23 protein-coding genes and 1 other RNA gene are annotated in these 20,697 nt (G+C 69.3%); 8 read left to right on the top strand and 16 right to left on the bottom strand.

Annotated elements, in window-relative coordinates; genetic code table 11:
* Both ACFOD4_RS08365 and ACFOD4_RS08360 read left to right on the top strand, forming a co-directional pair.
* Positions 1–546 (top strand): EcsC family protein (locus ACFOD4_RS08365; protein WP_379595534.1); only part of this gene is annotated, 546 nt, incomplete at its 5' end.
* A gap of 160 nt (positions 547–706) precedes the next feature.
* A complete protein-coding gene (locus tag ACFOD4_RS08360; protein ID WP_379595532.1) occupies positions 707–2,509 on the top strand; it encodes a glycerophosphodiester phosphodiesterase family protein in 1,803 nt (600 codons plus the stop codon).
* Between the two features lie 58 nt (positions 2,510–2,567).
* Here ACFOD4_RS08360 and ACFOD4_RS08355 read toward each other — a convergent pair whose 3' ends face one another.
* Both ACFOD4_RS08355 and nudC read right to left on the bottom strand, forming a co-directional pair.
* Entirely contained in the window at positions 2,568–2,879 is a 312-nt protein-coding gene (locus ACFOD4_RS08355; protein ID WP_379595530.1) for a phosphoribosylamine--glycine ligase, read from the bottom strand.
* Positions 2,876–3,802 carry an NAD(+) diphosphatase gene (gene nudC / locus ACFOD4_RS08350; protein WP_379596059.1) on the bottom strand — a complete coding sequence of 309 codons (927 nt, stop codon included), beginning with the start codon at positions 3,800–3,802 and terminating at the stop codon, positions 2,876–2,878. Before nudC ends, ACFOD4_RS08355 begins: the two co-directional genes overlap by 4 nt.
* Positions 3,803–3,888: 86 nt before the next feature.
* Between nudC and ffs the strand changes: the two genes are divergently transcribed.
* From ffs to recR, 4 genes are all read left to right on the top strand, one after another.
* Positions 3,889–3,986, top strand: an RNA gene (gene ffs, locus ACFOD4_RS08345) — signal recognition particle sRNA small type.
* A gap of 52 nt (positions 3,987–4,038) precedes the next feature.
* Positions 4,039–5,958 carry a DNA polymerase III subunit gamma/tau gene (locus tag ACFOD4_RS08340; protein WP_379595529.1) on the top strand — a complete coding sequence of 640 codons (1,920 nt, stop codon included), beginning with the start codon at positions 4,039–4,041 and terminating at the stop codon, positions 5,956–5,958.
* A 31-nt stretch (positions 5,959–5,989) separates the two neighbouring features.
* The gene (locus ACFOD4_RS08335) at positions 5,990–6,328 is read left to right on the top strand and encodes a YbaB/EbfC family nucleoid-associated protein (protein WP_379595528.1); all 339 of its coding nucleotides are present in this window, start codon (positions 5,990–5,992) and stop codon (positions 6,326–6,328) included.
* A gap of 10 nt (positions 6,329–6,338) precedes the next feature.
* Positions 6,339–6,950: a recombination mediator RecR gene (recR, locus tag ACFOD4_RS08330; RefSeq protein WP_379595526.1), complete on the top strand. Its 612-nt coding sequence runs from the start codon at positions 6,339–6,341 to the stop codon at positions 6,948–6,950.
* A 10-nt stretch (positions 6,951–6,960) separates the two neighbouring features.
* Here recR and ACFOD4_RS08325 read toward each other — a convergent pair whose 3' ends face one another.
* The 11 genes from ACFOD4_RS08325 to ACFOD4_RS08275 all read right to left on the bottom strand — a co-directional run bounded on the left by ACFOD4_RS08325 (position 6,961) and on the right by ACFOD4_RS08275 (position 15,312).
* Entirely contained in the window at positions 6,961–7,182 is a 222-nt protein-coding gene (locus ACFOD4_RS08325) for a DUF2093 domain-containing protein (RefSeq protein WP_379595524.1), read from the bottom strand.
* Positions 7,183–7,184: 2 nt separating this feature from the next.
* Positions 7,185–7,943, bottom strand: a complete 759-nt coding sequence (locus ACFOD4_RS08320) for an iron ABC transporter ATP-binding protein (RefSeq protein WP_379595523.1) — start codon at positions 7,941–7,943, stop codon at positions 7,185–7,187.
* Complete coding sequence (locus ACFOD4_RS08315) at positions 7,940–8,920, bottom strand: iron chelate uptake ABC transporter family permease subunit (RefSeq protein WP_379595521.1); 981 nt, start codon at positions 8,918–8,920, stop codon at positions 7,940–7,942. The genes ACFOD4_RS08320 and ACFOD4_RS08315 overlap by 4 nt, the downstream gene beginning before the upstream one ends.
* A 4-nt stretch (positions 8,921–8,924) precedes the next feature.
* Entirely contained in the window at positions 8,925–9,884 is a 960-nt protein-coding gene (locus ACFOD4_RS08310; protein ID WP_379595519.1) for an ABC transporter permease, read from the bottom strand.
* Positions 9,885–9,899: 15 nt separating this feature from the next.
* On the bottom strand, positions 9,900–10,838 hold the full coding sequence (locus ACFOD4_RS08305; RefSeq protein WP_379595517.1) for a siderophore ABC transporter substrate-binding protein: 939 nt from the start codon (positions 10,836–10,838) through the stop codon (positions 9,900–9,902).
* Positions 10,839–10,974: 136 nt separating this feature from the next.
* Entirely contained in the window at positions 10,975–11,934 is a 960-nt protein-coding gene (locus ACFOD4_RS08300; RefSeq protein WP_379595515.1) for an SMP-30/gluconolactonase/LRE family protein, read from the bottom strand.
* A 69-nt stretch (positions 11,935–12,003) separates the two neighbouring features.
* Complete coding sequence (locus tag ACFOD4_RS08295) at positions 12,004–12,510, bottom strand: YdcF family protein (RefSeq protein ID WP_379595513.1); 507 nt, start codon at positions 12,508–12,510, stop codon at positions 12,004–12,006.
* Positions 12,507–13,745: a class I SAM-dependent methyltransferase gene (locus ACFOD4_RS08290; protein ID WP_379595511.1), complete on the bottom strand. Its 1,239-nt coding sequence runs from the start codon at positions 13,743–13,745 to the stop codon at positions 12,507–12,509. Before ACFOD4_RS08290 ends, ACFOD4_RS08295 begins: the two co-directional genes overlap by 4 nt.
* Before the next feature lie 211 nt (positions 13,746–13,956).
* Positions 13,957–14,322, bottom strand: coding sequence for a DUF3140 domain-containing protein (locus ACFOD4_RS08285; RefSeq protein WP_379595509.1), 366 nt, complete (start codon positions 14,320–14,322; stop codon positions 13,957–13,959).
* Positions 14,319–14,840 carry a hypothetical protein gene (locus tag ACFOD4_RS08280; RefSeq protein WP_379595507.1) on the bottom strand — a complete coding sequence of 174 codons (522 nt, stop codon included), beginning with the start codon at positions 14,838–14,840 and terminating at the stop codon, positions 14,319–14,321. Before ACFOD4_RS08280 ends, ACFOD4_RS08285 begins: the two co-directional genes overlap by 4 nt.
* Before the next feature lie 145 nt (positions 14,841–14,985).
* On the bottom strand, positions 14,986–15,312 hold the full coding sequence (locus ACFOD4_RS08275; RefSeq protein ID WP_379595505.1) for a TIGR02300 family protein: 327 nt from the start codon (positions 15,310–15,312) through the stop codon (positions 14,986–14,988).
* Between the two features lie 103 nt (positions 15,313–15,415).
* On the opposite strand from ACFOD4_RS08275, the gene aroA reads away from it, so the two are divergent.
* Positions 15,416–16,786, top strand: coding sequence for a 3-phosphoshikimate 1-carboxyvinyltransferase (gene aroA, locus ACFOD4_RS08270; RefSeq protein WP_379595503.1), 1,371 nt, complete (start codon positions 15,416–15,418; stop codon positions 16,784–16,786).
* Entirely contained in the window at positions 16,783–17,421 is a 639-nt protein-coding gene (gene cmk / locus ACFOD4_RS08265) for a (d)CMP kinase (protein WP_379595501.1), read from the top strand. Before aroA ends, cmk begins: the two co-directional genes overlap by 4 nt.
* 11 nt (positions 17,422–17,432) lie before the next feature.
* On the opposite strand, the gene ACFOD4_RS08260 is transcribed toward cmk, so the two are convergent.
* The 3 genes from ACFOD4_RS08260 to ACFOD4_RS08250 all read right to left on the bottom strand — a co-directional run bounded on the left by ACFOD4_RS08260 (position 17,433) and on the right by ACFOD4_RS08250 (position 20,461).
* Positions 17,433–18,407 carry a Bug family tripartite tricarboxylate transporter substrate binding protein gene (locus ACFOD4_RS08260; protein WP_379595499.1) on the bottom strand — a complete coding sequence of 325 codons (975 nt, stop codon included), beginning with the start codon at positions 18,405–18,407 and terminating at the stop codon, positions 17,433–17,435.
* A gap of 148 nt (positions 18,408–18,555) precedes the next feature.
* Entirely contained in the window at positions 18,556–19,467 is a 912-nt protein-coding gene (locus ACFOD4_RS08255; RefSeq protein WP_379595498.1) for an AEC family transporter, read from the bottom strand.
* Between the two features lie 13 nt (positions 19,468–19,480).
* Positions 19,481–20,461, bottom strand: a complete 981-nt coding sequence (locus tag ACFOD4_RS08250) for an adenosine kinase (RefSeq protein ID WP_379595496.1) — start codon at positions 20,459–20,461, stop codon at positions 19,481–19,483.
* Positions 20,462–20,697 lie beyond the last annotated feature (236 nt).

Raw genomic sequence — 20,697 nt, 5'->3', positions numbered from 1 at the left:
GGCCTCAGCACCGACTGGATGCATCGCGGCATGGCGGCGGCCAGCGGAGCCGCCGGCGGCGCCTTCGGCCTGGCCGGTACGTTGGTGGAGCTGCCGATCTCGACCACGCTTCTGCTGCGCCAGATCGGTGCGGAGGCGGCGGCACAGGGGGAGGATACCAGCCTTCCGGAAACCGGTGCGGAGTGCCTGAAGGTTTTTGCCCTGGGTGGTCCGGGGGCCGGTGACGATGCCGGCGAGACGGGCTACTTCGCCACCCGCCTTGCCCTGTCGCGCCTGTTGCCGAACATGAGCGTGGCGCTGCTGCCCAACTTCATTGCCGCCATTGCCGCGCGCTTCATGGGGCCGCTGATGTTGAAATTCGGCGCCCAGGCGGCGCCTGTGCTCGGTGCGGCGGCTGGAGCGGCGGTGAACCTTGCCTTTCTGGAGCATTTCCGGACACTGGGCCGCGCGCATTTCACCGTGCGGCGCCTGGAACGGGAATATGGCGCGGAAGCGGTGCGGGCTGCCTATGAAGTCCTGGCTGCACGGGCAAGGCACAACCTCTGAGAGCGTACACCACAGCGAACACCCGCTCACCGTGTGCGAATTAACTTCGCCTTAACAATTCCATCACTTCGTGGCCATCTGCTTCGCCTAACCCCGCTTTCCCAGGGAGACGGGGCCACCACGGCCTTCCGTCTCTTCCAGAATGGATGGAAACCGAGAGATGGTCAGCTTCAACACCCTGAGCGGCCTGCCGCCGCTCATCGTCGCGCATCGCGGCGCCAGCGGATATCGTCCCGAGCACACCATCGAGGCTTATGAGCTGGCCATTGACATGGGCGTCACGGTGATCGAGCCGGATCTGGTGTCCACCAAGGACGGGGTGCTGGTGGCGCGGCATGAGCATACCTTGTCCGACACCACCGACGTGGCCGACCGTCCCGAATTCGCCGACCGTCTGACCACCAAGGTGATCAACGGCCGCGAATACACCAACTACTTCACCGAGGATTTCACCCTGGCCGAGCTGAAAACGCTGCGGACGGTGGAGCGTCTTGGCGAGCAGCGGCCGGAAAGCGCTTCCTTTGACGGGCAGTTCCAGATCCCGACGCTGGACGAGATCATCGCCCTGGTGAAGCGCGTGGAAGCCGAGACCGGCAAGGTCATTGCCATCGCGCCCGAGACCAAGAGCCCGTCCTTCTTCGAAGGCATCGGCCTCAACACCAGCCAGATGCTGATCGACAAGCTGGTGGAGCTGGATTTCACCGATCCTGCCCGCGTCTATATCCAATCCTTCGAGACGGCCAATCTCGAGGCATTGCACGACACGATCATGCCGGCGGCAGGTGTGGACCTTCCGCTCTTGCAGCTCGGCAACACCTCCGACATCGAAGGGCTGAAGGCCATCGCCCGCTATGCCGACTATGTCGGACCGAGCAAGGACGCGATCCGCCTGCGCGAGCGGCTGGAAGCTCCCGCCGACGGCGATGGCGACGGTGTTGCGGAGATCAACTTCCGTTTGACCGGCGAGGTGAGCCCACTGGTCGAGAACGCCCACGCGCTCGGCCTGGGTGTGATCCCCTACACCGTTCGCGCGGAGGAAGGATTCCAGACGCTGAACCCTGACGGCTCGGTACAGACGGCGGCGGCGGAGATTGCGGCGCTGATCGCTCTCGGCGTCGACGGCGTCTTCACCGACCAGCCGGATATTGGCCTGGAGGCGCTGGCCGATTACCTGGCCGCCGATGCCACCGATGGCGACGACGCCGTTTCGGGCGGCAGCGGCATCGACTTCATCTCAGGCGGTGCGGGCGATGACGTGCTGCACGGCCAGGGCGGCGACGACGTGCTGGATGGCGGTTCGGGGAATGATCTGCTGAACGGCGGCGCCGGCAAGGACACCCTGCTGGGTGGCGGCGGCAATGACCGCCTCTTCGGCGGCGCGGGCAACGATGTTCTGAAGGGCGGCTCGGGCATCGACCACCTCGATGGTGGCGACGGGAACGACGTGCTCGATGGCGGTGCAGGCGACGATGCGCTGTTGGGGGGGACCGGCGATGACCGTCTGACCGGCGGCAAAGGCAATGACCGGCTGGAAGGCGGCGCGGGCGACGACCGCCTTTACGGCGGCGAAGGGCTGGACATCCTGCTCGGCGGTGATGGCGATGACCGCATGGATGGCGGCGCAGGCGATGACCGGCTGCAAGGCGGCGCCGGCAACGACTTCCTCCATGGCGGCGATGGCGATGACTGGATCGAGGGTGGCGCCGGACATGACCGCCTGGAAGGCGGTGCCGGAGAGGATCGCTTCGTCTTCGGTCCGGGCTCGGGGCAGGACCGCATCGCCGACTTCACCGTGGGCGAGGACCGCATCGATCTCGGTGCCTACGGGCTGGACGGTTTCGATGCGCTGGTGCTGAAGCCTGCCGGACGCCACACCCGGATCGAGCTGGCGGAGGGCGATGCTGTTCTGCTGGCCGGGGTGGAGATGTCCACCCTGTCGGCCAGCGACTTCATCTTCGGCTGATAGAAGACGCGGCGCGGGTTCCCGGGGGCCCGCGCCGCCCGGGATCAGGAAGCGGCCATCAGGGAGCGCGCACTGCTTCCACGCCGCCGGGCGAGGCGAGGCCGCGCCGCCTCAGGCAGTCGCGATAGGCGCTGAGCTCGGCCACCCGCAGCTCGTGCGAGATGCGCTGCTCGTTCTCCCAGTTATTCGGATTCCGCTGCCGTGCCACCTCGGTGACGCTGCTGCTGCTGCGGGCCTCGTCGCGGCAGGCGGCGTGGCCTGGCGTCAGCGCGGGACCGGATAGCGGGTCATGCCGGGCCGGGGTGCCGCCAAGGGAACAGGCGGCCAGCAGGACCGGCAGCAGCAGAAGAGGCAGGGATCGGTAGGTCATTCGGCCTCCAGCCAGTCCTCGATCAGGCGGCGGGCGATCGAGTCGCGGCGCGGCAGGGCGAAGCCATGCCGATCGGGGTGGCGGATCTGGTCCCGGGTGAACCAGCGCGCGTCGCGCAATTCCTCCGGGTCAAAGGTGATGTCCTCGGACAGGGCCTCGGCATGGAAGCCGAGCATGATCGAGGCCGGGAAGGGCCAGGGCTGCGAGGAGTGGTAATGCACCGCCCCGGTCCGGATGTTGGTTTCCTCCAGCACCTCGCGGCGCACCGCCTCCTCCAGGCTTTCGCCCGGTTCCACGAACCCGGCCAGCGTCGAATACATGGTGCTGTTGGGAAAGCGCACGGAATGGCCCAGCAGGGCACGGGCGCCGTCGGTCACCAGCATGATCACGGCCGGGTCGGTGCGCGGGAAATGCTGCGCGGCGCAGGAGGTGCAGGCCATGGCGTTGCCTGCCGAGCGTGGCTCGCAGGCGGAGCCGCAAACACCGCAGAAGCGGTGCTTGATGCGCCAGTGCATCAGGCCGCGTGCATGGGCCAGGACGCTGGCCTCGCCCTCGGGCAGCAATCCGGCGACGGCGCGCAGGTCGGTGAAATCCCCCATGCCGGCAGGCAGCAGCGGCAGCGGGTCCTCGGTGCCGGAGCAATCCACGGCGAAGACCGGGCGCTCGTCCCACAGGCCGAGAAAAGCCCACGGCCCCTCGGCCATGCGCACCGCCTCGGCGGCGGGGGCGGAAAGCAGCACGGCTTCGGGTCGGCCCTGCTCCACGCCGCGCATCAGCGACCGGGAGCGCCAGACCGGCACGAACAGCGCATCGTCCGAGCCCAAGGCCCGGGCGATGAATTCCGCATCCTCCCGCCGGCCTGAGGCACGGTCGAGGGGGCTGCCGGTATAGGCATTGGGACGGGAAGCCGGGATGGAAAGCATCGTGCGCGACCCTGCCACGGCACCGGCCGATGGGCAACTCATGCCCCCCTTGCTCCGGAGCCGCCGAGCCCCGATATTGCGCATCGGAAGGTCGGCGGCGGACGGGCGCCTTGCCAACCCGGTCAGGTCCGGAAGGAAGCAGCCGCAGCGAGTTTCCGCTCGGGTCGTTCCGTCGGTCTTCCACCTATCGCTGCCAACGGCCCGCCCGCGGCCAGGACCGGACCGACGCCGCGCGCATGACCAGCGACACCGATCTTTCCAATCCGAATGACGAGCTGGGCCAGCCGCCCATCCCCGAAGGCCCAGGCCTGTTCGGTGAGGCGCCTGCGCAGGCCACCTCCGCCGCGACCCTGAGCGTTGCGGAGCATCCGCCTGGCCCGCCTGTTGCGGGGGAGGCGCCGGCCACGCCCTACCGGGTCCTGGCCCGCAAATACCGTCCCCAAACCTTTGACGACCTGATCGGTCAGGAAGCGCTGGTCCGCACCTTGCGCAACGCCTTCGCGCAGAACCGCGTGGCGCATGCCTTCATGCTCACCGGCGTGCGGGGCGTGGGCAAGACCACCACCGCCCGCATCATCGCCCGCGCCATGAACTGCGTCGGGCCGGACGGCAAGGGCGGGCCCACCGCCGATCCGTGCGGTGTCTGCCCCGAATGCCGCGCCATTCTGGCCGACCGCCACCCGGACGTTCTGGAGCTGGACGCCGCCTCCAACAACGGCGTCGACAACATTCGCGAGCTGCGCGAAGCGGTCCGCTACCGCCCGGCCCAGGCCCGTTACAAGGTCTACATCCTGGACGAGGTCCACATGCTGTCCACGGCCGCGTTCAACGCGCTGCTGAAGACGCTGGAGGAGCCCCCGCCCCAGGTGAAGTTCATCTTCGCCACCACCGAGATCCGAAAGGTTCCGGCCACCATCCTGTCCCGCTGCCAGCGTTTCGATCTCAGGCGCGTGCCGCAGGAAGCGCTGCGCGCGCATTTCGCCCGCATTGCGGAGAAGGAAGGCGCGCAGGCCTCTGACGCCGCCCTGGCCATGATCGCCCGTGCCGCCGATGGCTCGGTGCGCGACGGTCTGTCGCTGCTGGACCAGGCCATTGCCCAGGCCGCCGGCAGCGCTGAAGGCATCGAGGGCGAGCTGGTGCGGGACATGCTGGGCTTGGCCGACCGCTCCCTGCTGTTCGACCTGCTGGAAGCCACCTTCCGCGGCGAGCTGCCGGCGGTGATGGCCGCCATGGACCGGGCACATGAGCGCGGTGCCGATGCCGGCGTCATCCTGGCCGACCTGCTGGAGCTGACCCACACCCTGACCCGGCTGCGCGCCGTGCCGGCGCTGCGGGCCGACCCCTCATTGCCCGAGGCCGAACGGGTGCGCGGCGTGGCCATGGCGGAAAAGCTCTCCATCCCCGTGCTCGGCCGCGCCTGGCAGGTGCTGCTGAAGGGCATTTCCGAGGTGGCCGAGGCGCCGGATCGCCGCATGGCGGCCGAGATGGTGCTCATCCGCCTGGCGCATCTGGCCGAGATGCCGACGCCGGGAGACCTGGTGAAGCGCCTGACTGAGGGCGGCACGGCTCCGGCGCCCATCGGGCCGGCTCCGAATGGCGACGGTGGCGGGCTGCGCGCGCAGGTCAACGGCCCGGCCATGTTGGCCGCCGCGCCCGAGGCACAGCCGGCCTCTCCTCCCCTGGCTCAGCCCCGCGCCTTTCGCGAGGTCGTGGCGCTGGCCTCAGGCCGCGCGCCCATGCTGCACGCCCATCTGCTGCACAGCACACATCTGGTGTCCTTCGCGCCCGGCCGCATCGAACTCCGCCAGACCGACGCGGCACCGCGCGACATGGCCGGTCAGCTCTCGGCCCTGCTGCAGGAGCAGACCGGGCAGCGCTGGACGATCTCCCTTTCCAACCAGCCCGGCGAGCCGACGCTGGCCGAGCAGCGCAGCCACATCGCCAGCGAGCGGCTGGAGATGGCGAGGTCGCATCCGCTGGTGCAGGCTGTGCTGCTGGCCTTTCCGGGCACGGAGGTGCAGGCCATGCGCGACGAAACGCTGGACGCCTACGGGCTGGTGCCGCTGCCCGAGCCGGAGGACGCCATGCTGGATGATGGCCCGGAATTCGCCCCGCCCGACGCCGAACCCGCCGACCTAGACGATTTTCCCGGCTGACCTTCCGCCCGTTTTTCCCCCTGGAGGACCTATGAAGAACCTCGCCTCGATGATGAAGCAGGCCCAGCAGATGCAGGCCAAGATGCAGGAAATGCAAGCCAAGCTGGACGCCATGACCGTGGAAGGCGCTTCCGGCGGCGGCATGGTGAAGGTGACGCTGTCCGGCAAGGGCGACCTGAAGAAGCTGTCGGTGGATCCGTCCCTGGTGGATCCGGAAGAGCGCGAGGTGATGGAGGACCTGATCGTGGCCGCCCATGCCGACGCCAAGCAGAAGGTGGAGGCCATGATGTCCGAGGAAATGCAGAAGGCAACGGCCGGCATCAACATCCCCGGCATGGGCGGCCCCGGCGGCTTCAAGCTGCCCTTCTGAGGCGCCGCGCTTGTCAGGCGTTCGCGGTCCGGATCAGGTCGAGCGGCTGGTCGCCATGCTGGCCCGCCTGCCCGGCATGGGCCGCCGCAGCGCCCGTCGCGCCGCGCTGAAGCTGCTGCAGGACCCCGGCGGTCTGATGCTGCCGCTGTCCGAGCAGCTGCGGGAAACCGCCGAGTCGGTGCGGCCCTGCCGGGTCTGCGGCAACATCGACACCCAGGACCCCTGCCGCATCTGCACCGACCCGTCGCGCGAGCAGGACATTCTCTGCGTGACGGAGGGCGTAGCCGACCTTTGGGCGCTGGAGCGGGCGCATGTGCATCGCGGCCTCTACCATATCCTGGGAGGGGTGCTGTCGGCGTTGTCCGGCGTCGGCCCGGAAGACCTGCGGATTGGAGCGCTGGTGGAACGCATCGCTGCCGGCGAGATCCAGGAGGTGATCCTGGCCCTGCCTGCCACGGTGGATGGCGCCACCACCGCGCATTACCTGACCGACCGCCTGCGGGCCGCCGCGCCGCACCTGGCCGTCACGCGGCTGGCCCAGGGCGTGCCGATGGGCGGCGCGCTGGACGTGATGGATGACGGCACGCTCGCGGCTGCGCTGAAGGCGCGTCGGCCAGCCTGACGCGGTGGCGCTATTGCCGGCCGTTGCCGCGCCGCGCGACGGCTTCCGCCGCCTCCACCGCACCGGCATAGGGCTCCTGTGCAGCCACGCTCCAGTATTCCAGGGCCTCCAGCGGAATGGGCCTGAAGGTGATGGCGCAGAGCACATGGTCGCCCGGCTCGATGACGGCGAAATCCGGCGTGCCGTATCGCAGCACGGCCAGCCGGGTGGGCGGCGGATCGGGAGTCTTCATGGTCAGCGGTAATACACCGCGATCCGGTCCCCGGCGATCTCGTGGATGCTGGCATCGAGGTCATAGACATCGCGCAGCACCGCGCTCTGCAGGATGTCGCGGGGCCTGCCCTGCACGGCGACGCGGCCATTCTTCATCGCCACGATGTGGTCGGCGTAGCAGGAGGCGAAGTTGATGTCGTGCAGCACCAGCACCACCGTCTTCCGCAGCTCGTCCGCCGCCCGGCGCAGCTGCCGCATCATGGCCACCGCGTGCTTCAGGTCCAGATTGTTCAGCGGCTCGTCCAGCAGCACGTAGTCCGTGTCCTGGCAGAGCACCATGGCGACGAAGGCGCGCTGCCGCTGCCCGCCGGACAGCTCGTCGAGGAAACGTTCCGACAGCGCCTCCAGGTTCAGATAGGCGAGGGCGCGTTCCACATGGGCGCGGTCCTCCAACGTGGGGCGGCCCCTGGAATGCGGGTATCGGCCAAAGGTCACCAGCTCGCGCACCGTCAGCCGCGCGGGAAGGTGGTTGTCCTGGCGCAGGATGGCCAGGCGGCGGGCCAGCACATCGCCCGGCGTGGCGGAAACATCCAGCCCATCCACCGTGACGCGCCCGGCGCTCATTGGCAGCAAACGGCTGATCATCGAGAGCAAGGTGGATTTGCCGGCGCCGTTCGGGCCGATGATGGCGGTGATGCCGCCCGCCGGCAGGGCAAGGCTGACGTTGTCCACCACCAGCGCATCGCCGTAGCGGCGGGAAACGCCCCTGGCCTCGATCATCGTGCCGAACCCCTCAGCAGCAGAACAATGAAGGCGATGCCGCCCAGGAAATCGATGATGACGCGCAGATTGGTGTCGAAGGCGAAGACCCGCTCCAGCAACGTCTGCCCGCCGATCAGCGCGATGGCGCCGATCATCACCGCCGCCGGCAACACGCGCGAATGGCGTGCCACCGGCATCAGCGCATAGGCCAGGTTGGCCACCAGCAGCCCGAAGAACGTGACCGGTCCGACCAGCGCCGCCGAAACCGAGACCAGCACCGCGACGATGGCCAGGATGCGGGCCACCGCGCGGCGGTGATCGATGCCGAGGCCGATCGCCGCGTCCCGCCCCAGCGCCAGCACATCCCATTCCCGGAGGTAGCGCAGCGCCGGCAGGCTGACCGCCAGCATCAGCAGGGCGGCGTAAAGCAGCAGCGAGCGGTCGGGGTTGTTGAAGCTGGCGAAGAGCCGGTCCTGCAAAAAGGCGAACTCGTTGGGGTCGATCAATCTTTGCAGGAAGCTCGACAGGCTGCGGAACAGCACCCCCATCACCACGCCCGTCAGCACCAGCATGTGCAGGCTGCGGCGCCCATCGGCGAAAAGCAGGCGGTAGAGCAGCAGGCAGAAGCCGACCATCAGCACGACCTGGCCGAAGAACTGGCCGGTGCGGTCGGCGCCGGCCACGAGCCCGGAGCCGAGGAAGAACACCAGCACCGTCTGCAGCAGCATGTAGAGCCAGTCGAAGCCCATGATGCCCGGCGTCAGGATGCGGTTGCCCGTTGCCGTCTGGAACAGCACGGTGGACACACCGACGGCATAGGCGACCAGCAGCATCGCCGCCGCCTTGGCACCGCGGAAAGGCAGCACGAAGCCCCAGCTCCCGGCGGCGCCCAGCGTCATGAACAGCAGAAGGCAGAGCGCGAGCAGGCCGCCCAGCAGCAGCAGCACCCTTCCGCCCTGCGGGCGCGAGGCCCCATGGGACGAGCCCTTGGCCATCGCCCTATCCAAGCCGCGCCTGCCTGCGCAGCATCAGTGCCAGAAACGCGGCGCCGCCGATCACGCCGACGATCAGCCCGACCGGGATTTCGTAGGGATAGCGCACCATTCGCCCCGCCATGTCGCAGAGCAGCAGCAGCGCCGCGCCCGAGAGTGCCACCCAGGGAATGCTGCGGCGAGCGTTGTCCCCCATGGCCATGGCCACGAGGTTGGGCACGATCAGGCCGAGAAAGGGCACCATCCCCACCGTCACCACCACCACCGCCGTGACCATGGCGACAATGATCAGGCCCAGCGTCACGACCCTCCGGTGATTGAGGCCGAGATTGGTGGCGAAATCCTCGCCCATTCCGGCGAGGGTGAGGCGGTCCGCCATCAGATAAGCCGCGACCGCCAGGGCCGCCGCCACCCAGAGCAGCTCGTAGCGTCCTTCCAGCACGCCGGAGAAATCCCCCGCCGTCCAGGCGGTGACGGATTGCAGCAGGTCCAGCCGGTACGCGAAGAAAACCGTAACCGACTCGACAATGCCGCCCAGCATCAGCCCCACCAGCGGCACCATCAGCACCGAGCGCAGCGGGATGCGTCGCAACAGGCCCAGGAACACTGCCGTGCCCGCGAGGGCGAAGGCCGAGGCGATCAGCATCTTGGCGAAGACCGGCGCGGCGGGCACCAGCACCACGGCGGCCAGCAGGCCGAGGCTGGCGGACTCCGCCGTGCCCGCGGTGGTGGGCTCGGCGAAGCGGTTGCGTGCCAGCATCTGCATGATCAGCCCTGCCACGCCCAGCGTCATGCCCGCCAGGATGATGGCCAGGGTGCGCGGGATACGGCTCACCAGCAGCAATTGCAGCGTCCGCCCATCCTCGGCGCCGGTGAGGAGGCCCCACCAGTCCATGTTGCCGACGCCAGTGGCGAGGCTCATCAGCGCCAGCAGCGCCACCCCCACGAGGCCGAGGCCGAGCCGCATCGTCACCGCGCCGCGTCAGCCCTTGCTGGCATAGGCGGCGGCGATCTCCTCCACCATCATCTGCGCGGTGCGGATGCCGCCATTGGTGAGGTACCAGCTCGCCGGTTCCAGATACACGACCTGCCCGTCCTTCCAGGCGCGGGTCTGCCGCACCAGCGGATTGTCCAGCGCCTTGCGCGCGGCGTCCGCGCCCCGTTCGATGGCCGCGTCGCGGTCCACCACGAACAGCCAGTCGGGATTGGTCTGCAGGATGAACTCGTTGTTCACGGACTGCCCGTGGATTGCGGTGTTCAGCCCTTCCACCGCCGGCGGCACGCCGAAATCATTGTGGATCACGCCGAAACGCGAGCCGGCGCCATAGGCACTCATGCGGGTGCCGGTGGTCAGCACAATGAGGCCGCGCCCGCGCCGCGCCGTTTCGGCCCGCAACGCAGCGGCGGCATCGGTCACCTTTTGCTTCAGCGCCTCGGCCTGCGCTTCCCGTCCGAAGATGCCTGCCAGCAGGTCGGTGTTGCGGAAGGTGGTATCGAGCGGCGCCGCGGTGTCGCGGAACAGGTCAATGGCGGGAGCCAGCTTCGCCAGCTCCTGGTACTTGGCGCTGGAGCGGCCGCCAGTGACGATCAGTTCCGGCCGGACGGCGTTGACCCGCTCGTAATCCGGCTCGAACAGCGTGCCCAGCCTGGTGAAGCGCTGGTCCTGGAAGGTGGCGATCGGGGCCGGCCAGGCATTGCTGTTGGCAATGCCCACCACCGGCTCTGTCACCTCCAAGGCTGCCAGGATGTCGAGCGCCGCCACGTCGAACACCGCCACCCGACCCGGTCGCGCAGGAATGGAGGTGCTGCCCTGGCCATGCTGAACCGCTCGCCCCGCACCTTGCGCCGAGGCGGCGGCTCCCAGGAAGGGCAGGGCGGCCATCCCAGCCAGCAGGGAACGGCGGTGCAGTCGGTCGGTCATGGCGGCCTCGGCTGAAGGAGGGGCGCAACCGCCCCGCCCTGGCCCTGCCTCAAGCCTAGCGCATGCCATTGCGAGTGGTTTGCATATCCACTTTCATGGTGCGTTGCAAACCGTTGAGCAGGCATTCATCGGGCGTTCAGCCACCGGCCACGCCCTGCGCGTTCAGGTACACGGCATAAACCGAGCGCGAGGCCGCCATGAAGAGCCGGTTCCGGTGCACCCCGCCAAAGCAGAGGTTGGCGCAGCGTTCCGGCAGGTCGATATGACCGAGCGCATCGCCCCCGGGGCTGAACACGCGCACCCCGTCGAACTCGGCGCTGCCCATGCCCCAGCCGCACCAGAGGTTGCCTTCCGTGTCGAGGCGGAAGCCATCCGGCGTTTCGCCCGGCTCCCCCTGCACCACGGTGCGGCGGTTGGTGGCGCGGCCGTCATCCGCGATGTCGTAAGCCACGATGCGGCGCGGCTCGGCTCGGCTTTCCACCACGTAGAGGATGCGCTCATCCGGGGAAAAGGCGAGGCCGTTCGGTCCGGCCAGTTCGTCCGTTACCAGCGTCAGCGCGCCGCTCTGCCCATCGATGCGCCAGACACCCTGGGGCAGTTCCGGTTCCGCCTTCTCGCCCTCGACATAGCCCAGGATCCCGAAAGGCGGATCGGTGAACCAGACGGAGCCGTCCGACTTCACCACCACATCATTGGGGGAGTTCAGCCGTTTGCCCCCGTGATTGTCGGCCAGCACGGTGATGCGGCCATCATGCTCGGTGCGGGTGACCCGGCGGGTCAGGTGCTCACAGGTGACGAGGCGCCCTTCCCGGTCCCGCGTGTTGCCGTTGGCGAAGTTGGCCGGCCCGCGGAACACCGAGACCTGCCCGCCCGCCGCGTCCCAGCGCAGGATGCGGTTGTTCGGGATGTCGGACCAGAGCAGGCAGTTGTGGTCGCCGAACCAGACCGGCCCCTCGGCCCAGCGGCAGCCGCCGGCGATCTTCTCCACCGTGCCGTTCATGGCCCGGAAGCGCAGAAAGGAAGGGTCGAAGGCGCGGAAGCGCGGCTCCGGATAACGCTGGCTGGGTTCCCAAGGCGTCTCGTTGGCGATGCTCATGCGGCGTCTCCCTGGATTTCTGGCCGGGAAGACTGACATGCGGGACGGGCGCCGGCCAGACGGTGCACCTCAGTGCCTCCGCAGCCGCTCCCATCCCGCCAGCACCGCGTCATAGGGCAGGGCCAGCGCCTCGCGGCCGCGCCACCACCAGCGCTCGCGGAAGCCGTGAGCGGCTTCGGGCGGCGGCGCGGCGCGCGCCTGCAGGCCGAAGGCACGCAACAGCATCACGCAGCGCGGCAGGTGGTAACCGCTGCTCACCGCCCAGACCAGGCCCGTACGGCCCTTCAGCATGGCGGCGCACGCACGCGCCGACTCCAGCGTGTCGCGGGCAGTCGCTTCCTGCCGGATGGCAGGACCGGGCACACCCAGATCCTGCAGCAGCCGTGCCATCACCTCGGCTTCGGGTGGGCCATGCCGGCCCTGTCCGCCGGTGGGGATGTAGAGCGGGCTGTCCAGCGTCGCGCCGAACTCCACCGCCGCCATGACGCGGCGGCGCAGGGTCAGGCTGGGGCCGCCATCGGGGCGGATGGCTGCGCCGAAAATCACCAGCACGGGGCGGCTGTCGGCCTCGCTCATGCCGCAGGTGCCGCGAGCAGCAGCCGGTTCAGCGGCTCCAGCCCGTCGCGCAACTGTGCCAGGTCACGGCGGTAGGTGTCGCGCGCGATGCCGCGGCCGGCCAGGATGTCGCCGATCTCCCCCAGGCTGCGTTGCCCGTCCACCAGCGCCAGGATGGCGGCGGCGAGGCGCGGCATCGGCACGCCGACGCGCAGATTGTCATAGGTCACGCGCAGCACCCCATCGGTGGCCAGCCCCTTGGCCAGGGTGGGCCCGTCCAGCTCGCGCAGCACCGGCACGGCGGCATCGCTGTTCCAGTCTGGCCGGGGCGCCTCGTCCCGCGTCACATAGGCGATGTGGATGCCCATATTGCCGCAGATCGCCTCGGCCAGGGTGGCACGCGCCACCGGGTCCATGGCAGCTGTGCGGGCCCGCAGGCGAGGATCGTTGAGGTAGCGGTCCGGATCGTAGCGCAACGGCTCCACGAAGCAGCGGAGTGTCAGGCCGGCACCCTCGATCAGCGCCGCCAGCTGCGGCACGCTGAATGAAACATCGCGCGGGTTCAGCAGCAGGTCATAGAGTCCGGCATCACCGCCATCGATGTGGTCGGTGATCCAGGGGTTGCGGCGCAGCCAGGCGGTGTCCGGCGTCTGCTTCCACAGGCGCCTGGCAATGTCCACACGGGCCGGTGGCGCCTCGCTGTCGGGGGCCAGCAGGCGCAGCGCGTCCTGCATCATATAGACGCCGGTGCGGCCATGCGGGGCATAGACCATGAGACCGATGCCGCCGCCCGGCGCCAGCGCGCCGGCCAACGCGGCCAGTCCTGCAGCCGGGTCCGGCAGGTGGTGCAGCACGCCGCAGCAATCGATGTAGTCGAACGCGCCCAGGCCTAGCCCCGGCAGGTCCAGCAGCGAGCCGGTTTCGAAACGGATGTTGCGCAGAGCGCGCTGCCGCGCGCGCGCTTCGGCCACGCCGCGCGCGGCGGCGGATCGGTCCAGATAGACCACTTCGCCCGGGCGCGAGGCCGATTGCATCTGCTGCGCCAGCATGATCGTGCCGTCGCCGCTGCCGCCGCCGGCCACCAGCACGCGCAGCGGCACCGAAGTCGGACGGCGCGCGCCGAAGATCCAGTGGTCGATCTCGCGCAGATGGCTGGGGCTGCCGACGATCAGGCGCTTCGTCTCGTCCCGCGGATCGCGCTGAGGGTAGGGGTATGCCTCGTACTGGGCAGCGAGGCGGGCATCGATGGCGTCCATGGCATTCCGGATAAGCGATGCGGAGCGGGCTTGCCAGGGGACGGAGTAGCCAAAGGCCGGGGCTTGCCGGAAGGCGGGGCAGGCCCCCATCTGCCGGTGATGCCCTCCATTCCCACCCTGTCCCGCATCATCCTGGTGCTTCTGGTGGTCAGTGCCCTGGTTCGGATCGCCGCCTTTTCCCTGGGCTATTGAGCCGAGAATTCCCGGCGCTTCAGTCCTTCACCGGGTCGTGGCCCCAGTTCATCAGCGATTTACGCCAGCGTGTGTCGCTGACATCGCCGCTCGGCCGCTGCTTGATATGCCGGTGAACATAGCCGATCACCTTGCGCATGGCGGCATAATCATCATCGTCGAGATCGGCCTGCTTTTTGCCCTTCAGCTCCAGGATGCGCTCGCCCATCCGGTGTCCGACCGCCTCGCCGCCATCCTGGCCGGTGACCTTTTCGCCTTCGCTGGTCATGCCGACTGAGCGGCTTTCCTCGCTTTGCAGCCACTTGCGCAGGGCGGCGGGGGTCATGTTCACCGCCTCCTTGAACTCCGCCAGCGTGTCCTTCGGGTCATGCTTCGGCGAGCTCATGCCTTGTGCCCCAGGGCCTTGGCCAGAGCCGCCTTGTCCATCCGTGACCGGCCGGGGATGTTGCGCTTCCGCGCTTCCTGCATCAGGGCCTGCTTGGTGGTGCCACCGCCGCTCCGCCCGTCGGTGCGCCGGGTGCTGGCCGCTTTGCGCGCCACATCCTTGGGCTGCGCGCTGAACTGCTTGCCCTTCTTGGTGTCGGCCCGCTTCTTGGCGGTGGAACGGCTGTACTCCGAGTCGGAAAGCTTTTCGCGCGCCTTCTTCGGCAGGTAGCGCTCGCCTGTGTGGCCGCTTTTCTGCCCGGACTTTGTGCCCCACTCCTCCTCCGTCCATTGCTGGAGGTGGTTGTCGGAGCCCTTGGAGCCACGGTAGCCGCCACCGGCCTTCTTGTATTCGGAGGTGGCGAGCTGCGCCTTGCGGGCCGACCACTGGCCGGACTTGCCGCCCTTGTCGCCCTCGGTGACGCGATGCTTCACCCGCTCCCAGAGGGTCGGGTCGGTCTTTTTAGCGGTGGCTGCCATGGCCTTGCTTCCCTGGGCTTCCCTGCAGTGCGCAGGAAAACGCCAGCGCCTGCCAAGCGGTTGCCCGATGGCGGAGCGCGGTGGAAGGCCTTCTGGCCAGAAAGATCCGCGGGAAGCGCCGGGCGCCAGGGCGCCCGGCGGCAGATCAGTTCTCGTCCTCGCGGTCGGTTTCGACCTCGATTTCGCTATCCAGATCGTCCTCGCTGTCCTCGAGGTCGTCGCTGTCGTCCAGGGCGTCGTCGTCGCCGACATCCTCCAGCTCGACATCGTCTTCCGAATCGGTGTCGGCGGCAGCCGGCACACGCTTCTTGACCTTTTCCTCCACCGGCGCCGCGGCGCGGCGGGCGCGCGGCTGTTCGGCCGGTTGCTCGGTGTCGCATTTCGGGCAGACCGCCGGCTGGCGGGTCAGATCGTAGAACTTGGCACCGCAGGCGACGCAGGTGCGTTTCAGACCCAGTTCGGGCTTGGCCATCAGCGTATTGATCCCGGGGATAGTCGGGCCAGAGATGGGCCGGCCCGGAGAAGCACGGGGCGCATTGCCACGCACCCTGGCCCCATGTCAAACCCCGAACGCCATGGGTCACGACACAGCCTCCATCCCTTCACCCCGTCCGCTGCGGTCGCATCGCCCCTCAGGCGGGCTTTCGGGCCGCTTCGCGGTCGCCGGCGACAAATCCATCAGCCATCGCGCGCTGATGTTCGGCGCCCTGGCCGTGGGCCGCACCGAGATCACCGGGCTGCTGGAAGGCGAGGACGTGCTGCGCACGGCCGCCGCCATGCGCGCCCTAGGCGCCACGGTGGAGCGGCTGGGCGAGGGCCACTGGATTGTGGCCGGGCGCGGCGTCGGCGGTCTGGTGGAGCCGGCCGATGTGCTGGACATGGGCAATTCCGGCACCGCCGCACGGCTGATCTGCGGGCTGCTGGCCGGCCACCCGATCTTCGCCGTTCTGACCGGCGACGCGTCGCTGCGCTCCCGGCCGATGAAGCGGGTGATGGAACCGCTCGCCGCCTTCGGCGCACGCTTCACCGGGCGCGCGGGCGGGCGCCTGCCGCTCGCCGTGGAAGGCGCGGCGGAGCCCATGCCGCTGGACTACACCCTGCCCATGGCCTCGGCCCAGGTGAAGTCGGCGGTGCTGCTGGCCGGGCTTTGCGCGCGGGGCACGACGCGCGTGGTGGAGCCGCATGCGACGCGCGACCACACGGAGAACATGCTGCGTCATTTCGGCGCCAGCGTTCGCGTGATGGTCGAGGGTGAGGGGCGGGTGATCGAGCTGGATGGACAGCCCGAGCTGACCGCCGCCCCGATCGTTGTCCCGGGTGATCCGTCCTCCGCCGCCTTTCCCCTGGTCGCTGCGCTGCTGGTGCCGGGGTCCGAGCTGACGGTGGAGAATGTCGGGCTGAACCCGCTGCGCACCGGGCTGTTCACCACCCTGCGCGAAATGGGTGCCCACCTCAGCATCGGCGGCGAGCGCATTGAGGGCGGCGAACCCGTCGGCGACATCACCGTCCGGGCCGGTGCGCTGCGTGCGGTGGACGTGCCGCCTTCCCGCGTGCCCTCCATGGTGGATGAGTTCCCCGTGCTGGCCGCCGCCGCCGCCTGTGCCGCAGGCGTGAGCCGCTTCCGCGGCCTGGGGGAATTGCGCGTCAAGGAAAGCGACCGGGTCGCGGCCACCGCAGCACTGCTGGAAGCGAACGGCGCAACCGTGTCGATCGAGGGCGACGACCTTTTCGTGCACGGGGTGGGCGGACCGCCGGCGGGGGGCGGCATGGTTGTCACCCACATGGACCATCGCATCGCCATGAGTGCCCTGGTGCTCGGCCTGGCCACGCCGCAGCCGGTGGCGGTGGACGATGCCAGCTTCATCGACACATCCTTTCCCGGCTTCGCCGCCCTGATCAACCGGGCGGCCGGGGAAGAAGCGGTCAGGGACGAGGCGCCGCGGTGAGCCTCCGCGGCACCGTGATCGCGGTGGACGGTCCGGCGGCGGCGGGAAAGGGAACCCTGGCACGCCGCCTGGCCGCAGAGCTGGGCCTGCCCTACCTGGATACCGGACTGCTCTACCGCGCCACCGGGCGCCGGGTCCTGGATGCAGGGGCTGACCCGCGTGATGCCGGCGCTGCGGAAGGCGCCGCGCGCAGTCTCTCGCCCACCGATCTGGCCCGCCCGGACCTGCGCGGGCCGGAGGCCGACCGGGCCGCCAGCGCCGTGGCGGCCATTCCCGGCGTGCGGGCGGCGCTGCTGGACTGGCAACGGGATTTCGGCCGCACCCATGGCGCCGTGCTGGACGGGCGCGACATCGGCACGGTGGTGTTTCCGGACGCACCGGTGAAGCTGTTCGTCACCGCCAGCCCCGAGGCGCGGGCCCACCGCCGCTGGCTGGAATTGCTGGACCGGGGCGTGGCGACCGAGGAAGCCACCGTGCTCAAGGAGTTGCAGGCTCGCGACGCGCAGGATGCCGGGCGGGACGTGGCACCGCTGAAGCCGGCCAACGATGCGCTGACGCTGGACACCACGGCACTGGACGCGGAGGCGGCGTTCCGGGCTGCACGCGCCCTGGTCCGGCAGCGGCTGGGGCGCTGAACCGGTCCTCGTCAGGTGTCCAGCCGGATCCCGAGTTCCCGGATCAGCGGGCGCCAGACCGCCGCTTCACGCGCCACGAACTCGTTCAGCTCACCGGGCGACCAGGCGGCGCTTTCAACGCCCAAATCGTGCATCCGCTGCTGCATCGCCTCCGAGGCGACGGCGCTGCGCAACTCGCGGTTCAGCCGATCCAGAATGGCCGGCGGCGTGTAGGCCGGCGCATGCATCGCCTGCCAGCCGAATGCCACCGCATCGCCAATGCCCAGCTCCAACGCTGTAGGCACATCCGGCATCTGCGCCGAACGCCTTTCCGACAGCACCAGCAGGGCCTGTACCCTGCCGCTGCGCAGAAAGGGGATGCCGGTGGCGGAGTCGATCAGCACGCTGTCCAGGCGGCCGCCGATCAGGTCCCGCATCGCCGCCGGACCGCCGCGATAAGGGACATGGTCGGCGGGAAAATCGGCGCGGCGTTTCAGCATCTCCATGGCCAGGTGGTGCGGCGAGGCAACGGCGGGCGAGCCGTAGTTGGGCGGCAGGGCACGCGCCGCAGCGACAAAATCGTCGAAGCTGGGCGAGCCGCCGGACCGCACCACCAGAAACAAGGGGAACCGGCCGATAAAGCCGGCCGCGGTCAGGTCGCGATCGGGGTCATAGGGCAGCCGGCCGTACAGGGCCGGGTTGTAGACCAGGTTGCCATTGTCGGAATGCAGCAAGGTGTAGCCGTCCGGCACGCTGCGGGCCACGGCCTCGCTGGCGACCACGGCCCCGCCTCCGGGCCGGTTCTCCACCAGCATCGCCTGACCAAGCTGCGGCGCCATCCGCTCCGCGATCAGCCGGGCAAAGGTGTCGCTGGGACCGCCCGCCGGATATCCCACCACCCAGCGCAGCGGCCGGTCCGGCCAGGAGGATAAAGGCTGGGCCTGCGCCGGAGCTATGCCCAGGCATGCCGACGCAGCGGCACCGAGGATGGACCGCCGCCGCGGCATGCTTGGTTCCCCATCCCGATCCATTCCGTTTTCACCCATGACACAACGAGGCAATGTGCGGTGCATCATGCGCTGCCTGGTCCGGCCACGCCAGCGCTGGTCTCCCGGCACACTGGCGGGACCATTGCGCGGATCATGGAGCTGCGGCTCAGCGGGCCAGCAGCCAGACCCAGAGCGGCAATGTGACCATGGCCGCCACGTGCTGGGTGGTGATCATCGCCGCCATCAGTGGTGCATCGCCACCCATCACCCGTGCCTGCACATAGGAGGTGGAAGCGGTGGGCTGCGCCATGAACAGGATGGCGACGGCTGCGGCCAATGGCTCCAGACCCAGTGCCAGGGCCAGCGCCGTCGCGATCGCCGGCATAATGAACAGCTTCAGGAACCCGGTCAGAAGCTGGGTGGGAGGCTGTGCCGTCAGCGCCCCGGGCGTCAGCGCGGCGCCGACGCACAACAGCCCGACCGCCAGCGAGCCCTGGGCCAGGGCGCGCAACAGCCCGCCCACGCCCAACGGCACACCTCCCGCCACGGCCAGCGCCAGCCCGATCAGACAGGCAAGGATCAGCGGATTGGTGATGATCTGCCACACCAGGCGAAGCGGCCTTGGCCGCCTTCCATCACCGAGCGCGAAGGCCACCGTGATCGTCACCTGCACAAACGGCACGATCAGCCCGGTGGCGATGCCGCCCATGGCGATGCCGGCCGGCCCATGCACCGCGCCGGCGACGGCGAAGGCCATCAGGTTGTTGTACCGGATGCCGCCCTGCAGCACAGAGGTCATGGCGGCATGGCCATGCCCGAGAAGCCGCGCCAGCACCACCGACAACACGGCGCCGACGGCCAGCGTGCCCCAGATGGTCGCCGCCAGGCTGCCCAGCGGCAGCTTCGACAGATCCACCGCACCGATGGAGGATACCAGCAGCGCCGGCAGCAGCACGGTGAAGACCAGCTTCTCCATGCCCGCCCAGACAGCGCCGTCGGTCAGCATCCGGGCGCGCAGCACGGCGCCCAGGCCGATCAGCCCGAAGGTGGCGACAAAGGCGTCGAGCCAGGCGGCCAAGGCACGTCCCCCTTCAGCGGGCGAGCAGCGCTTTCAGGTCGGTTTGCGGGCGGGCGCCGAAATGGCTGATGCATTCGGCGGCGGCGACCGATCCCCAGCGGCCGCATTCCGGCAGGGCATGGCCGCTGGTCAACGCGGCCAGAAAGCCGGCAGCGTAGGCATCGCCGGCGCCGGTGCTGTCCACAACCCTGGTCGGCTCGGCCATGACCTCGTGCGTGGCATCGCCGGAAACCACCACGCTGCCCTTTTCGGACCGCGTCAGAGCCGCGAGCTTCACCTCGGCCCGCACCGCCGCCACGGCATCCTCGAAGCTGTCCGTCTCGTAAAGGCTCATGATCTCCGCCTCATTGGCAAAGAGGATGTCGGTCTGACGGGCGACAAAGGCGCGGAAGGCCTCGCGGTGGCGGCCGACGCAGAACGGATCGGACAGCGTCATGGACACTTGTCGGCCGTTCTGGTGCGCCACGGCGGCAGCCCGGCGGAACGCCGCCTGGGCCTGCGGCGGGTCGAACAGGTAGCCTTCCAGGTAGGTGACCGCAGCGGAGGCCACCATCGCCTCGTCCACATCGGCCTCGCCGAACTCCACGCAGGCGCCCAGATAGGTGTTCATGGTGCGCTGGCCATCCGGCGTCACCAGGATCAGGCAGCGGGCGGTGGGCGCGCCGCCCTTCAGCTTTGGCGTCGGAAAGGAAACGCCGGCGGCCTGGATGTCATGCGCGAAGACCTCGCCCAGCGCGTCCTCGGCGACCTTGCCGAGAAAGCCGACACGCGCGCCCATGGCCGCGGCCACGGCGCAGGTGTTGCCGGCCGATCCACCGCTGCTCTCCACGCCTGGCCCCATGGCTTCGTAGATCGCCTGGGCCCGGGCCGTGTCGATCAGCGTCATGGCGCCACGCTCCATGCCCTGGGCCACCAGGAAAGCTTCCTCCGCCCGCGCCTGCACGTCGAGAATGGCATTGCCGATGCCGAGGATGTCGAGGGTGGGTGCGGCCATGGAATGCGGAGCCTTTCGGTCGTGCCTGGAGCCGTGCCGATAGCAGCCGGCACGACGCGGGCATAGCGGCGGCGGGCGCCCCACAGGGGAGGAGCGGCACATCCGAGGCCGCGCATCGCCTTTTTGGCGAAAAAGATCCCCATTTCACAACCTGATGGAGGAGCAACCGGGAGAAGATGCTGAAATGCGACGTTTTCCACAGGCGGTGCCGTTGCCGGTCACGGCCGGTGCATGAT

The sequence above is a fragment of the Teichococcus globiformis genome, assembly GCF_042646265.1.
In the GTDB taxonomy this organism is placed as follows: Bacteria; Pseudomonadota; Alphaproteobacteria; order Acetobacterales; family Acetobacteraceae; genus Pseudoroseomonas; species Pseudoroseomonas globiformis.
This window is presented reverse-complemented; position numbering and strand designations above follow the sequence as displayed.